Raw genomic sequence first — 13,896 nt, forward strand, 5'->3', positions numbered from 1 at the left:
ATGTTCCCGCGCGGCCATTGTCAGAATCTCGATTTCTTGTGAAGAGAGTCCGGCATGCTCGAGATCAAACCAAACTCCATGAAATCCGCCGCTCAGGCCTATAATGTGAACGAGATTGTGGTGCGGCATCCTTCCCATGCCGCAAATTCGCACAAATTCATCGTTTTTCAAACGCTGTTTCAGTGTTGGCATGCTGATCATTCCAGATATCGAGAACAGAAGCCGAGCAAATTCCTGGTGGCGGTAAGTCGGGTGTAAGATAGCGAATTGCTTCTTGGACTTCACGCGGATCGGAACTGACCGTATCCTCTCCGCCACGTACCAGTTGTGCGAAGCCTCGGTATCTGGGGCGAATGATCGACCAATGGATGTGTTCGTTCAATGATTCAAGTTCGTAATTCGTGTTTCGAGAGCCGCAAATGACGACCATTCTCGTGGTCGACGACTCGACCGTCGACAGGAAGTTGGCGACCGGACTGCTGGCGCAGGAGTCCGAGTGGCGCGTGGTTGAGGCCAGCGATGGTAACGCTGCCATGTCGATGATCAGCGAGGTTGACCCCGACTTGATCGTGACTGACCTGAATCTACCCGGGATCAACGGTCTCGAACTGCTGGCGAATCTTCAGAAAAGTCATTCCCGGATTGGGGTGGTTCTCTTGGCCGCCCAGGGAAGTGAGGAAATCGCGGTCGAAGCCCTGCAGACGGGGGCTTCCAGTTACGTCCCCAAACGGCTTGTCCCTACGACACTTGTGGAAACCGTTCGGCGAGTCCTGGCGTCGATACAGGAGACTCGAAAGCATTCCGATCTGATGGACCGCATGGGCGAACGCGTCGAGACGTTCGTACTCGAAAATGATGTTAACCTGCTGATGGCGATGTCGAGACATTTCCAGACCGTGCTGGCAGACTCATGGAGCCTTGATCGGACTGATCGACTCAGAACAGGAACTGCACTCGAAGAGGCACTGCTGAACGCCATGTACCATGGCAATCTCGAAGTCAGTTCCGAGTTAAAAGAACAGGATCATCAGGCCTTTTATGCCTTGGCCGAGGAACGACGGAACTCGGCTCCGTGGATCGACCGTAAAATTTTCATTCGTACGATTCTCAACCCGGATGAGGCCACATTCGTGATTCGCGATGATGGTAGCGGGTTTGATCCCAACTCCCTGCCTGACCCCACCGATCCCGAGAACCTGATCCGGCCCTTCGGACGGGGTGTGATGCTGATGCGAGCGTTCATGGACGATGTGACGTACAATGCGACTGGAAATGAAGTCACTCTAAAGCGGAAGCGAAACCGCAGTTAACTGCGACACCAGTTTTATTGTGAATGACAACGAGTGGCAGCCTGTACTTTCCTTTCCCCTGCGACGCTCCTAAAATTTAACCCAGTTGACTCCCTTTTGCCCAACCCCCACGTGCCAGTCATGAAATGCGGACGTTGTTCTAAACCGGCGGTGTTACACATCACCGAATTGCGTCACGGAGAAGTGCAGGCCCTGCACCTGTGCGAGAGCTGCGCGCAAGACTACCTCAATCCCTCTCAGGCGGCCAAATCTGCGAGCACAGCAGATTCCGGTGCTGCAGGTGACGCCTCAGAGCTTGAGGAACTGGATCAAAAGGTCTGTCCGAATTGCGGAATCTCCTTTAAGGAGTTTCGTGCACAGGGACGACTGGGCTGCCCACACGATTACGTGGTGTTTGCCGACGAACTGATGAAGCTGCTGGAAAATATTCACGGAGAAACCACTCATGTGGGTAAGGTTCCCAAGCGGTCGCCTCAGGCCAGTCAGCTTCAGTTCCAACTGATCAAATTGCGAAACGAACTTCGTTCTTCTGTAGAAGAGGAACGGTACGAAGATGCGGCCCGAATCCGTGATTCGATCCGTGAGCTTGAAGAATCCCGTTCCCGCTCTGATACGCCCGCAGCAACGAGTGAATCAGAGTAATTTCTCAGTTTTGATGAAGGCATCGCGTTGATCGAACGAACAACGCGATGCAGCACAAATCGCTTTCAAAGAGCACTACAATCAAGGAATTCACGTGGACCTCGAGTCCCTGACGCGCACTAGTGGCGAATGGTTGAAAGCGACTGGGCCTGACTCCGATATCGTCATGTCCAGCCGTATTCGACTTGCCCGAAATCTGGCTCAGTTCTCATTTCCCAGTCGCGCCGATGAAGTCGCGCGGCGTGAGATCGAAGAGCTGCTCCGCAGTCAGATCGCCAAGAAACCGGCCGGACGTGAACTGACTTACATTTCAGTCAGTGCGCTCAGCCAGATCGACCGCCAGATGCTGGTCGAACGACAATTGATCAGTCGTGAACATTCCGAAAATCAGGGACAACGTGGTGTCGGAATCAGCGATGAAGAAAACGTCAGCATCATGGTCAATGAAGAAGACCACCTGAGAATTCAGGTGCTTCGAAGTGGCTTTGCATTGGAAGATTGCTGGAAAGAGATCGATGCGATCGATGATGCCATCGAAGCTGATCGAACGTACGCCTTCAGTGATCGACTGGGATATTTGACGTCCTGCCCGACGAACTGCGGAACCGGCATTCGTGTGAGCGTGCTGCTGCACCTGCCCGCACTGGTGCATACGAAAGAGATCCAGAAAGTCTTCCAGGCTCTGCAGAAGATCAATCTCGCCGTTCGGGGGCTTTATGGGGAAGGGAGCCAGGCGATGGGCGACTTCTACCAGATCTCGAATCAGGTGACTTTGGGTAAAAGCGAGGAATACCTGATTCGTACGATTCAGGACGTTGTTCCCAATATCGTCGCGTACGAACGAAGGACGCGGCAGGCACTGGTCAGCGAGAGTCGACGTGAACTTCACGACCAGGTCTCGCGTGCATTTGGGATCCTTAAAACGGCTCGAACGATCAGTTCTGAAGAGACGATGGATCTGCTTTCCAGTGTGAGACTCGGGATCAACCTGGGTCTCATCGAAGGGCTGGAAATTCCCACGATCAATGAGCTGTTCATTCATACGCAGCCGGCCCACCTGCAGAAAATCCGGCACGAAAAACTCGAAACGGTCGACAGGAATGTTGCTCGAGCGGACTACATTCGACAGCGTCTCAATGAACAAAATTGATCAGTGGTGTCGTCGTTGAAGACGGTCCTCGATCGCCTTGCTGGTTCAGACCTCGAACCGGCCGGTCCGACAACCCCTCACACTGACTTCAGGTGTCGCCGTGGTCCGAATTTTTCTACCTCTGGCGCTACTCAGCACCGCATCGCTGCTGACCGCCATGATGTTGGGGTTTTCCATTGATGACCCTAAGGTCCGTACTCACGCCGTACAGGCGGGAGTGCAGTACCATTTTCTCATGGCCCTTGCGGCACTGGTCTTCGCAACCCTCGTCCATGCCATCGTCCTGACCTATTTCATGGGAACGGGGCGATGGATGGAAGAGACGTCAGCGGCCTATCATCTCGACCCCGGGCTGCACGCAAAGAGTCAGTCCCTGAAATACCGCACGATTCCGGCGATGGTGCTCTGCTTTGCCATGCTCTTGGTGACCGGGGCACTGGGTGCCGCCGCCGATCCGGCGTCACCACTTCAGTCAAAAGGGTGGGGCGGCTTGTCTGCCAGTTCCATTCACTCCATCGTTGCTCTCACGACCATCGCCTTGAATGTTCTGGTGCACTGGCTTGAGTTCCGGGCGTTGGAGCGAAACAGCGGTCTCATCGACCAGGTTCTGGCGGAAGTCCGGCGAATCCGCCTCGAAAAAGGTCTGGCTGTCGACGCCTGATCTCGAATTGCCTTCTCTGGTCGGTCATCCATTAATGAGACGAGTCGGCGACGCGTCCCATCAGCGACCGTTCAGTCAGCGACCGTTCAGTCAGCGACCGTTCACAGCGTAATCCCCACGAGACTTTCTGATCATAAAAATGACAAACCCCGGATGGATGGTCCGGGGTTTGTCTGCTGAGCCCGTCGGCGAAGGATTGCTGGAGCCGCACACCTCGCGAAGGGGGCGAGAGTCACTTGCTGGTGACAGCTTTTGGCTCGATGTGTTTCAGGGCAATCAGCACATACGCGGTCGTGAGGTTTGGATCTCCTTCGTACCACCGGTCATTCTTATTCAGCCAGCTCCCGTTTTCCCGTTGGAGACTTACCAGGTGGTCACCCAATTCCTTGCGCCAATCATGCTTGACGCCGTTATCGTCCACGAGGTAATCGAGGTTGAGCGTTGAGAGCGTTTTGGCAAAGACCTGGAAGTAGTAGTACAGGCCCTGTTGCCCCAGACCGGGATTGTCTTCGACCGTGTAATGTCGGGAGATCCATTCTCTGGCGGCTTTAACCCGTTTGTCGTCCGGTGTGAGGCCGGCAAAAACCATGCTCTTGAGGCCGGCATACGTCATGCTTCCGTATGACCGCAGTCCCCCATTCTCGTGGTTCCCCGCCTGCGAGTTTCCGCCGGCGGCGGGAGTGTAATAGAAGCCTCCGTCGTTGACCTTCGACGAAAAGGGAGTCGTGTTATGTTCGGATTCCAGGTTTTGGCAGCGGGATAGAAACACGAGGGCGTTTTTCACGGCGGGGTCATCGGCGGTCGCACCGGTCGCCTTCAGAGCGTCGAGGAAGAATGTCGTATTCGACAAGTCGGGACGATCATTTGTCCGTCCGTAACCGGCTCCACCGAATTTCACGTCAGACGAAGGAGTCTGCTCGGTTTCATCCCATTGCAGGTTTCGCAAGTATTTTTCCGCCCCCTTGATGAGGTCGGTAAATTCACCTGACTTGTTGGCCGCATTGAAGGCGAGCAAACTGATTGCGGTCTCGTAATTACCATGGTGCGTCTTTGGGGAATAGATCCCACCGTTGGGTTGAACGAAACTCTGCAGATGTTTTAAGCCCTTCACGACGACAGGATCGTCGGCGGGAACCCCACTTTCCAACAGCGCGTAGGTGACCAGACCTGAAATCCCTGGAGATTCGGGCGAAGTCCAGCTTCCGTCTGCTGCCTGAGATGTTTTGAGGAAGTTTGCACCGCGAAGTCGCGCCTTGGCCAATTGTTCCGTATTCGGACCCAGAGTTTGACCGGCCAACGGCGACTCAAGTCCATGCGCGAAACACGTCAGAAGGAACAGCGACAGAAGTGTCGAGATTCTTGGCATGATCTACCTTTGCTGGATCCTGATTTGGCGAAGAGCAGGTGATGAACCGCTTAATGCAATTCTAGCTATCGCTTTCCTGGTCTGCGATCGTGATCGGATTCTGTTGGATGATTATGAAGCTTAGCGGTCCTCAACGTGACCGACGGTTACCGAAAAACGGTGGCCAGACGCAGAGACGAGGAACTGGGGAGGTTGCTGAATCTTAAGCTTCGATTCGACGCGGGAATTCAAGTTTGATCCCAACCCAAAGCGACAAACTCCTTCTGTCCCGTTGACGAACTGATGCCTTCACAAACGGAATGACTCCCGCTATTGGCCTGTTGCAACAGGCAGTAGTTGAGCCCGCGAATAACCTCTTCCCAACTCGTCGAGATCACGTTGAGAAATGATGCGTGGCGGTAGTTGTGAGCTGTCAATCGTGGCTTCGATGCGGGAAACGGGCCCCCCCCCGTCGAAGAAGCCCAGGACCTGTACACGGAAGACGTCACCCGTGGCGGTGATATAGGGATCCAGATTGATCATTCCGGGAAGATCGACCAGATTCTCTGTATAGAGCCAGCTTGTGTTTGAATGCTGCCGAATGGTTTCCAGCGAGGGCTGGCCGTTCGAATCCAGACGCTGGGCGGCAATGATGGCGTTCGCAATTTCTTCGGTCATCGATGGAAGACCCAAGAGCAGTTCGCGTCGCGCCTGATTGATGTTAATCCTCCCTTTCATAATCTCATCGGTTGTTGTGGTCAGTTTTGTCAGCAAGTCGGGCAGGACGGCGGAAATTGCTGCGGGATCGTCTTCCCAGGGACTTTCCAGCTCTTCTTCTTTCTCATTGATCGTGACCTTTGTCTTGGCCCCAATCAGTTGCCACAGAGAATTGATCGTTCCCTTGCTTTGACCACCTTTCGAGAGATCGATTCCCCCTCGAGTCACTTCGCCTCCTGAACGTGCAACCCAGCCGAGAAACTCGCTGAGCCCTGCCGCAACTTCTTTTTCCTGCTGCGACTGACCACTGTCGGAAGTCGAACTGCTGGCAGCATCGTCAGCCGGTTTCGCGTTGGGACTGGAGGCCTTTTCGGTGTTTGATAGCTTGGTCGATTCTCCGTCTGGCGGGACGAGTGGATTCGTCTGGGATTCTTTCAGTTTCGTCGATGGACCGTTGATCCGGTACGCGACAATGAATTTGGCGGTTTTCTCATCAAATTCCTTCTCGAGAGCGTCGTACAGGTCGGTGAGGAAACCGTCGTTGACGTTAATTTTGAGTGCCCCATCCTTGCGCCGATTCGATTCCCCTCCGCTGACTGTTAAATAGGCCATGAATCCATGGTCAAGAATGCCATCCGAGTTATCCAGTGGAGGACTCGCGTCCCCATCATTCTCATTCGGATCGAGCAGGCCATTCCGGTTTGCGTCTTCCCCGTACAACAGAGTCGGGGTGATCCCATGGACCAGAAGTAATTCATCCATGGACTCGAAGGGGCCGTTCTTGGCTCGGTAAGGTGGCACCATTTGTTCGTACGTCTCTGATTCCGCCCCGTACGGATTCTTGGTGTCGTCAGTGTCCATCCAGTCCAGAATGGCATCGATGATGTCGACCGTCATTCCGGGGATTCTGATCATCATCGCCGAGATTTCGTCATGGGACATTTTCATGTCCAGTAGATGATTGAGATTCAGCTTCGCAGACTCATCCATCAGCCCGTACCGAATGGCAGCCCCTCTGGGATCCTGTTCGATCGGAGCGATGATCGTGAAACGGCCGTTGGCACGCAGATGGGTGGAAGGGGAGACGACCCGACCCATGAAGAGCTGGGGATTGTGGACCAGGTTCTCGGCCAGATTCGGATTGCGGCTGCCCAGCAGGGACGCGACAAATTCAACTCCTGAGTCAGCCGTGGCCTTCGCCTGCACATCCAGCGCATACATCGAAGCAGCCTCGAGCTCGGTCGTCATCGACTGCGCGAAGTTATAGGCCGCAAGGGTGAGCATGGCGATCACAACGACGACCAACAGCAAGACACTGCCTCTTCGAAGCGTCGTTTTGAGCGAATCGGCGGGCTCAAGTGTCAACGAAACTTGAGTCGTGTCGGGTACTCTCACGTCAGGTTGCCGTTTCCGGGACCATGTTCTCATTGAATAAATTCCTTGGGAAATGGATCTGAAACGGGGATGAGAATCACGCTTCGAAAGGAGTCCATCGATCGACTGACAGCGGCATTCAGCAGAGGTGGTTTTCGTTTCGGTGGATGAAACGAGAATTTGATTTCAACCGCACGGGGAATTCTTCCCATCGTGTCGGAATCCCAGGTTGCATACCAGATCCTCCCGTCAAAGTAGCGAAGCTCGAACGTCGCCACTTCGGGGGCGAGAACCTGCGGGGTAGAGACGTTCGTCGGGTTGGCACCCTTTTCCTCCTGGACTTCTGCAGCCATGCGGTCCCCTTCGAACCTCACCAGTCCGCTCGATGTGGAAACGCCGCTGGGGAGAAAGCTGTAAGAGACGAATCGCAGGTCGCTGGTCCTGAGCGGGCTGACTGCTGCCGCTGCGGGCGTTGTTGAGTTCACACCGTTCAGTGCGGTCCCCATTCCCGGTAACAAATCCCGGCGTGCACGAGCGATGCTCATGTCCATACGGATATTCGTTCCCCGAATTCCGATGCTCTTCGAGTTCGGGGTGGTATCTTCGGTTTCTTCTGTGGTCGTGCTCTCTTCAGAATTCGAGGAGGAACTTGAGGTGGTGGATTCCGTTTCATCGACAGGAGGAGGGGGAACATATGTAATCGCACGAAGGTCCTGTTCCAGACGGTGAATCAACGCACGAGCCAGCTGAGCCCGCTCCATCTCTTCGCGCCCGCTCGCAGCGGTGCGCCACGATTGATCGATGGCCGCATAGATCCCTGCCAGCAGCAAAGCCGAGATTCCTAAGGCCAGCATCGTCTCAAGCAAGGTGAACCCGACGCGGCCACTGTCCCGATCGTGGCGATGACTGGATCTCATGCTCCCCTGGCGTTGTCGACCGGCCCGGAAGTAGGCATCTGCTGACGACGGGGACAAGCCACGCCATCGTCTCTTTCGCAAGGATTGAGTGGTGCTGTCTTTCATTGACCCCGCTCCTCTTCTTTTTTCTCTTCGAGTCTTCCCTGTGCAGCCCCTTGCTGGAAGACTGCGAGTTGTCGAGCCCAGCGTTTGAGAGTGACGTCGATGGTAGAAAGTTGACTGGCTCCTTTATGCGTGACTGTGACCTCGAGTTGAACCAGATCCGCCGTACCGCTCGGAATGACTTTTTGACTCCAGACCCATCGACTGTCATCAGGGAAGGGGACTTGGTTCTGAGGCTGCATGGGTTCCACACCCGCGAGAACTTCGTTGAGTTTCGTCTCGCAGCGAATCGTGGCCTGGGTCTTCAACCGTGCTTGCACGGTCGCCCGAGTTCCGTTCCAGGCCAGCTGAGACAGTGCCGCGATTGCTCCGCAAAACAGGGCCAGCGCGAGAATAATCTCGAGCAGCGTCAGGCCCGTTCGATTCTGAGAACTCCGCATCAGCGTTTCCCCTGAGTCAGTCGTTCCATGGCGACGGCACCCGTGAAGGCGCGAACGCGAAGCAGAATCTCTTGATTTCGTCCGTCAGCGACCGTGATTTCGGCATCGACGTTTGCCGAACCTTCTGGATGAAACAGAATGGGCGAACACCAGCTCACACCTGCCAGATCGTTGGCATTGGGAAGTCCTTGAAGGGACTGCGGCGATAGCTTGTACGACGCAGGGACTGCAGTCATCGTCCCGGCATTTCGCACTTTGAACGTGCTGAACACGATCCTTTTAGGCAAGTCTGCAGAAGCGCGGCCTAAAGGTCTACTTCCTGAAACGGCGGGCTGAGCAGTACTGGAAAAATCCAGCTCGTAAGGAGCAACCACGAACCTGCTGCCGTTGAGTTCGCAACAGAATTGATAGACTAACCCGGACTCAATTGCACGGATACGGGCACTGGCAATGGCCGAGCGGACCCGTTCGGCGGACCCTGTCAATTTCTGCTGTCCAAACATCCGCATCACGGCCGGGACGGTCATCCCGGCAAATACGGCCAGCACTCCCAGCACGAGCAGGACTTCCACCATCGTGAATCCGCGTCGGCAGGGGAGGCGGGCACGACGAATTGATGATGCAGGTTTCATTGGCTCGTTGACTTCCGCGTTCCAATTTCTCGCTGCTCATCACAAACCAGAGACACATCCACGAGACAGGTAAGTGACCCGGTCGGCCAAGTCCGTCTCGTGGATGTCGATGGTGCTGCACTCATGTGAGGAAACGAGGGCAATCTACTTGATGTATAACTGGTACGGCATCACCGTAAGGACCTTCTCCCGTGCGAGTTGATCATACACATCCAGACTCTTTAATTGAGATGAAATCTCGGCGGGAAGTCGGTTCAGCCAGGCTTTCATGACAGCGTTGCTGACATGGACTGATGGATCCAGCGGACCGAACAAAGCCTCGAGCGGGCTGGTTGGTTTTGGAAGATCGAGACGCTCAAGTTTCGACTCAGGATCGATTCCCGCAGATTTCTTTGCGTAGGCGATCGCATCGTCCAACGTTCCTAATTCGTCAATCAATCCCAGGTTCAGAGCCTGGGTTCCGGTATAGACTCGCCCGCGAGCGAGTTTTTCGAGTTTCTCGTATTCCATCTTGCGGCCTTCCGCCGCTTTCTTCGTGAACTGCGCATAAATGCCGTTCATCATTTTCTGCATCGCGTCACGTTCGGTTTCCGTCCAGGGCTTGGTCGTGCTCAGCACCCCGGCGTTCTTTCCTTTCTGAACGACACTCGTGGTGATACCGACCTTGGCATAGAACTTCTCCAGAGCGATCTTTCCTCCGACGACCCCGATCGAACCTGTGAGAGTTCCCGGTTCGGCAAAGATGCGGTCTGCACCCATGGCGATGTAGTAGCCACCACTGGCGGCAGTGTCACCCATACTGACGATGAGTGGTTTCTTTCCTTCGAGAGTTTCCAGTTCGTGCCACATCAGGTCACTTGCCAGCGCGCTTCCGCCCGGGCTGTCGACCCGCAGAACGACGGCCTTAACAGAGGCATCGTCCCGTGCCTGTCGGATGGCTTTGATCATGGTGGTTGACCCCATTGACTCTTCGCCGAAGAAGTCTCCTCGGCTGGTCCCTGACATGATGGGGCCGACAGCACTGATGATCGCAATTTTGGGACTGGACGATTTGCGTGTGGCAGGTTCGATTCCCATCATCATGTTCATCATTTTCGCCATGCCGGTGAATCCACTGAAGTCGGTGTCGATTTTCTTTTTACCGTACGACTTCGTGATTTTGACTTCCGCATCCTTCTGATCTCCCTTGATCAGATCAATGATGTGGTCTTCATAGGCGACGTGATCAATCAGGCCACGTTCTTTCGCTTCCTGAGCAGAGAACAGACCCGTGTCGATGATTCCAGAGACCTGATCCGCATTCAAATTCCGGGACTTGGAGACCATCTCGATGATCTGCTGATAGTAATCATCGATGATTGTTTCCATCTCTTCTCGGAAAGCGGGACTCATCTCCGATCGGCTGTAGGGTTCTGCTGCGGACTTGAACTCGCCCACCCGCAACATTTCGGGTTCGATCGCGAGCATGTCGAAGAGATTCTTGTAGAACGAGATTTCCGCTCGCAGACCGGGCAGCATCACCATTCCCGATTCAGGAATGACGATCTGGTCGCAAGCCGAAGCCAGCAGGTAATCTTTCGTGTCTGCTCCTTCGAGCCACGCGTAGACCTTGCGTCCGCGGTGCCGAATTTTTGCGATCCCGGTCCGGAGTTCATTCAGTTTGGCCCAGCCGATCTGTGGGCTGTTGATGTGCAGAACGACGGCATCGAGACTTTCGTCGCCGGCGGCCTTTTTCAGCCGTTGCAGGGCATCATTCAGGGTTTCGACGACTTCACTGAACAGGCCTCCGCCACCCAGACCTTCCGTGTAGCTTCCCTTAATTTCGATGTGTGCGACATTCAATTTTTTCGCAACAACTTTTGCCGCTTGAGTCGCCTCTTTAGGGGAAGATGTTTCCGTCTGGGCATGAGCGGTTCCGACGGAAGCGGTTCCCAGCAACAAAAGAAATGCCATGAATCGTCGCATAGATTACTCCTGAGATTTTCTTTGGGTCGCCTGACACAAATTCTGTCTGAAATGAAGGATTTGTGTCAGGCGACGCGATCACGTCCGATGACAAGTCGTTCCGTCGAACTGTCAAAATTACTGAAAGGTGATTTCACCCCCTGCTCGACATCGAGGGCGCACACGAATTGTCTTTCAATCTTACGATGCGTCATTCGTTCTGACTAGCACTGTGTACACTGAACGGCGAACATGAAATCCATCTGACGCGTCGCAGGCAGACAATGGGATGTCAGACAGGAGGCAGCCCTTCACAACTTTGTTCTGCTTTGATCAATGTGTCAGAATGGACCCAACTGGCGGCGGTGAGTCTGGTTGCAGACAAGCGTTGAGCGCTGCGGGGTGACGTGATCTTCTGCTTGCGTTCGGTCATGGTCCCTTTCAGATTTCGCGAGCCCTGCACGCTCCACCCGCTACAATATTCCGGAAACCGCTGGACGATGTCTCGTGGTGACGGGCCATCCGGTCGGCAACAGATCGCTGCCGAAGCAGTTCAGAGACGACTTCGCCCCATACATTAACGATCAAACATGGATAATCGGACGCCCCCTGCGGCTGTCGGCCGTGGTGCTCAAAGCAATCCTCTGAATCGGTATTCCCGAATTGAGTACGTGGAAGATCCGACACACCGGGACGAAGACGATGATGCAGAGGGTCAGCGTCACAAGACTGAGTATTTCGCAGACCTTTCCAAATCCGTTGTAACAGAGAACGACAGCCCGGACGTTTTTTTTCGTTACAGCGTCAACCCGTACCGGGGTTGCGCGCACGGTTGCAGCTACTGCTATGCCCGGCCCACTCATGAATATCTCGACCTCAGTGCGGGGCTCGACTTTGAAACCAAAATCTTCGTCAAACAGAAGGCGCCAGAACTCTTTCGCGAGTGGCTCGCTCGCGATTCGTATTCGCCTGAGCTTGTCATGATGTCCGGTGTCACGGATTGTTACCAGTCGGCCGAACGGAAGTTTCAATTGACGCGCGGATGTCTTGAGGTGTCATTGGATGCGAGGCAGCCCATCGCGCTCATCACCAAGAATGCTCTGGTCACTCGGGATCTGGACTTGTTGAGTGAAATGGCGAAGCGGAACCTGATTAGTGTCGGAATCAGTATCACCTCGCTCGATCAGTCCCTGACGAAGGTCATGGAGCCCAGAACGAGCAGCCCGCAGGCTCGCTTGCGCGCGATTCGCGAACTTTCCGCAGCGGGTGTCCCAACTCAGGTGATGGTGGCTCCCGTGATTCCGAGTCTGAATGATTCCGAAATTCCAGCGATCCTGAAAGCAGCCCGCGAGGCAGGGGCCACATCAGCGGCCTATGTACTTCTTCGATTGCCCCACACGGTGAAACCCGTGTTTCTGGAATGGCTGGAGAGGGCTCTGCCAGCGCAGAAGGATCGCATCGAAGGGCGCGTTCGGGATACCCGCGGAGGCCAACTCTATCGATCAGACTTTGCAACTCGCATGACCGGAACCGGTGTGGTGGCAGAACAGATTCGACAGACGTTTCAAGTCTTTGCTCGTAAGTATGAACTTGCCCAACGCTACCCGACGCTCGACGTATCTCAGTTCCGCTCACCCGTTCCCAAGTCTGGTCAACTCCGTCTGTTCGACTAAACGAACCGGGGTTTGCTTAGCGACGCCGGTCCCGTCGGTTGCAGGGGCGACATCTCACGACTTGAGGCTGGCTTTCTCGGATCCCGTTCGAGTTGGTAATTCGGACGCCGCAGGTGACGCATCTACACCCGCTCGAGTCAACAGACGAACGACCGCGAGCAGTCCAGCAATCATGATGACGATCGGAATCCAGAACGAGGGACCGAAAACGGCGGTTGCCTGGATCATGAGAAATGCGAAGACAGTTTGGACTCCCCAGTAACCGGATCGGTTATTCGGCCATGACAGGTCCCGCCACCAGAGCAGGGTGTCAACAACCCATAAGGCAACAAATGCCTCGTTAATGTAGAGTCCGAGTCCCGATGACCATCCCGTCAATTCTGCGGTTCGCTTCGCCGTGTATGTGTAGGCTGCGTCGTGATTCCATTCGTGCAGAAAGTGAAACGCTGAAACAACGTGTAAAATGAACCAGCCGCATCCCACCGTCCACCACCAGCGGGCCTGTCGCTGCGCCGAGGGCTCAGTCATCCCGGCGGCATCATAGAGCAGTCGCGCGACGTAACACGCCACTGCGAATCGAGCTGTCCATCGAATCAGGAGTTCCCCCGGCATTCTCATCACCTTTCATCGTCTGCACCGTATCTCTGACTTCACGCCGTCGTCTGCGAAGAAGTCTCTCGGACCTGGACTGTCACTTTCGCCTCGATTGAGTCTTCTGACATGTACGAACCGAATTCTTTAATCTGCCTGCGTCCAATTAGCCTTTTCATTGGTCAATTGATGGCTCCAGCAGGAAAATCATCGCAAGTTTCCGTACGATAAGTCGACTCTCTCGACGACGCATCAGGATCCGCCGGAGCTCTGATGAGACTCCCCACTCTCGTCGTGATTTATTCAAGTTTTGAACGCGATCTCGTAGCAGGGAACGATGCGTTCGCCAAGCAGGTGCGATTGGATCGACGTATGTGAAACGAGAACGCTGTCGGAGC

Annotated in this window: 12 protein-coding genes and 1 pseudogene; 5 read left to right on the forward strand and 8 right to left on the reverse strand. The window is 54.7% G+C overall.

Going from position 1 to position 13,896, the window contains the following annotated elements; translation table 11 throughout:
* Positions 1–192 (reverse strand): annotated as a pseudogene (locus VGE80_RS00465) (HpcH/HpaI aldolase family protein); the annotation flags it as partial.
* 227 nt (positions 193–419) lie between these two features.
* On the opposite strand from VGE80_RS00465, the gene VGE80_RS00470 reads away from it, so the two are divergent.
* From VGE80_RS00470 to VGE80_RS00485, 4 genes are all read left to right on the forward strand, one after another.
* The gene (locus VGE80_RS00470; protein ID WP_440591285.1) at positions 420–1,310 is read left to right on the forward strand and encodes a response regulator; all 891 of its coding nucleotides are present in this window, start codon (positions 420–422) and stop codon (positions 1,308–1,310) included.
* 120 nt (positions 1,311–1,430) lie between these two features.
* The gene (locus VGE80_RS00475) at positions 1,431–1,952 is read left to right on the forward strand and encodes a UvrB/UvrC motif-containing protein (protein WP_397570157.1); all 522 of its coding nucleotides are present in this window, start codon (positions 1,431–1,433) and stop codon (positions 1,950–1,952) included.
* 94 nt (positions 1,953–2,046) lie between these two features.
* A complete protein-coding gene (locus tag VGE80_RS00480; RefSeq protein ID WP_373651898.1) occupies positions 2,047–3,102 on the forward strand; it encodes a protein arginine kinase in 1,056 nt (351 codons plus the stop codon).
* Positions 3,103–3,202: 100 nt separating this feature from the next.
* Positions 3,203–3,763, forward strand: coding sequence for a hypothetical protein (locus VGE80_RS00485; protein WP_373651899.1), 561 nt, complete (start codon positions 3,203–3,205; stop codon positions 3,761–3,763).
* Between the two features lie 232 nt (positions 3,764–3,995).
* Here the strand turns inward: VGE80_RS00485 and VGE80_RS00490 are convergent, their stop codons facing one another.
* The 6 genes from VGE80_RS00490 to sppA form a co-directional block, all read right to left on the reverse strand.
* A complete protein-coding gene (locus VGE80_RS00490; RefSeq protein ID WP_440591286.1) occupies positions 3,996–5,129 on the reverse strand; it encodes a prenyltransferase/squalene oxidase repeat-containing protein in 1,134 nt (377 codons plus the stop codon).
* A gap of 309 nt (positions 5,130–5,438) precedes the next feature.
* A complete protein-coding gene (locus tag VGE80_RS00495) occupies positions 5,439–7,253 on the reverse strand; it encodes a hypothetical protein (RefSeq protein ID WP_440591287.1) in 1,815 nt (604 codons plus the stop codon).
* Complete coding sequence (locus VGE80_RS00500; protein WP_440591288.1) at positions 7,250–8,221, reverse strand: hypothetical protein; 972 nt, start codon at positions 8,219–8,221, stop codon at positions 7,250–7,252. The genes VGE80_RS00495 and VGE80_RS00500 overlap by 4 nt, the downstream gene beginning before the upstream one ends.
* Positions 8,218–8,658 (reverse strand): hypothetical protein, encoded by a 441-nt coding sequence (locus VGE80_RS00505; protein WP_373651903.1) that lies wholly within the window; start codon positions 8,656–8,658, stop codon positions 8,218–8,220. Before VGE80_RS00505 ends, VGE80_RS00500 begins: the two co-directional genes overlap by 4 nt.
* On the reverse strand, positions 8,658–9,290 hold the full coding sequence (locus VGE80_RS00510) for a prepilin-type N-terminal cleavage/methylation domain-containing protein (protein WP_373651904.1): 633 nt from the start codon (positions 9,288–9,290) through the stop codon (positions 8,658–8,660). The genes VGE80_RS00505 and VGE80_RS00510 overlap by 1 nt, the downstream gene beginning before the upstream one ends.
* Before the next feature lie 144 nt (positions 9,291–9,434).
* Positions 9,435–11,255 (reverse strand): signal peptide peptidase SppA, encoded by a 1,821-nt coding sequence (sppA, locus tag VGE80_RS00515; protein ID WP_440591289.1) that lies wholly within the window; start codon positions 11,253–11,255, stop codon positions 9,435–9,437.
* Positions 11,256–11,824: 569 nt separating this feature from the next.
* Between sppA and VGE80_RS00520 the strand changes: the two genes are divergently transcribed.
* Positions 11,825–12,907: a PA0069 family radical SAM protein gene (locus tag VGE80_RS00520; protein WP_440591290.1), complete on the forward strand. Its 1,083-nt coding sequence runs from the start codon at positions 11,825–11,827 to the stop codon at positions 12,905–12,907.
* Between the two features lie 54 nt (positions 12,908–12,961).
* Here VGE80_RS00520 and VGE80_RS00525 read toward each other — a convergent pair whose 3' ends face one another.
* Entirely contained in the window at positions 12,962–13,519 is a 558-nt protein-coding gene (locus VGE80_RS00525) for a hypothetical protein (RefSeq protein WP_373651907.1), read from the reverse strand.
* Positions 13,520–13,896 lie beyond the last annotated feature (377 nt).

The organism is Schlesneria sp. (assembly GCF_036405755.1).
In the GTDB taxonomy this organism is placed as follows: domain Bacteria; phylum Planctomycetota; class Planctomycetia; order Planctomycetales; family Planctomycetaceae; genus Schlesneria; species Schlesneria sphaerica.

Coding starts and splice junctions, on each gene's coding strand:
- VGE80_RS00470 (WP_440591285.1), top strand. CDS start 420: ATGACGACCATTCTCGTGGTCGACGACTCGACCGTCGACAGGAAGTTG.
- VGE80_RS00475 (WP_397570157.1), top strand. CDS start 1,431: ATGAAATGCGGACGTTGTTCTAAACCGGCGGTGTTACACATCACCGAA.
- VGE80_RS00490 (WP_440591286.1), bottom strand. CDS start 5,129: ATGCCAAGAATCTCGACACTTCTGTCGCTGTTCCTTCTGACGTGTTTC.
- VGE80_RS00495 (WP_440591287.1), bottom strand. CDS start 7,253: ATGAGAACATGGTCCCGGAAACGGCAACCTGACGTGAGAGTACCCGAC.
- VGE80_RS00500 (WP_440591288.1), bottom strand. CDS start 8,221: ATGAAAGACAGCACCACTCAATCCTTGCGAAAGAGACGATGGCGTGGC.
- VGE80_RS00505 (WP_373651903.1), bottom strand. CDS start 8,658: ATGCGGAGTTCTCAGAATCGAACGGGCCTGACGCTGCTCGAGATTATT.
- VGE80_RS00510 (WP_373651904.1), bottom strand. CDS start 9,290: ATGAAACCTGCATCATCAATTCGTCGTGCCCGCCTCCCCTGCCGACGC.
- sppA (WP_440591289.1), bottom strand. CDS start 11,255: ATGCGACGATTCATGGCATTTCTTTTGTTGCTGGGAACCGCTTCCGTC.
- VGE80_RS00520 (WP_440591290.1), top strand. CDS start 11,825: ATGGATAATCGGACGCCCCCTGCGGCTGTCGGCCGTGGTGCTCAAAGC.
- VGE80_RS00525 (WP_373651907.1), bottom strand. CDS start 13,519: ATGCCGGGGGAACTCCTGATTCGATGGACAGCTCGATTCGCAGTGGCG.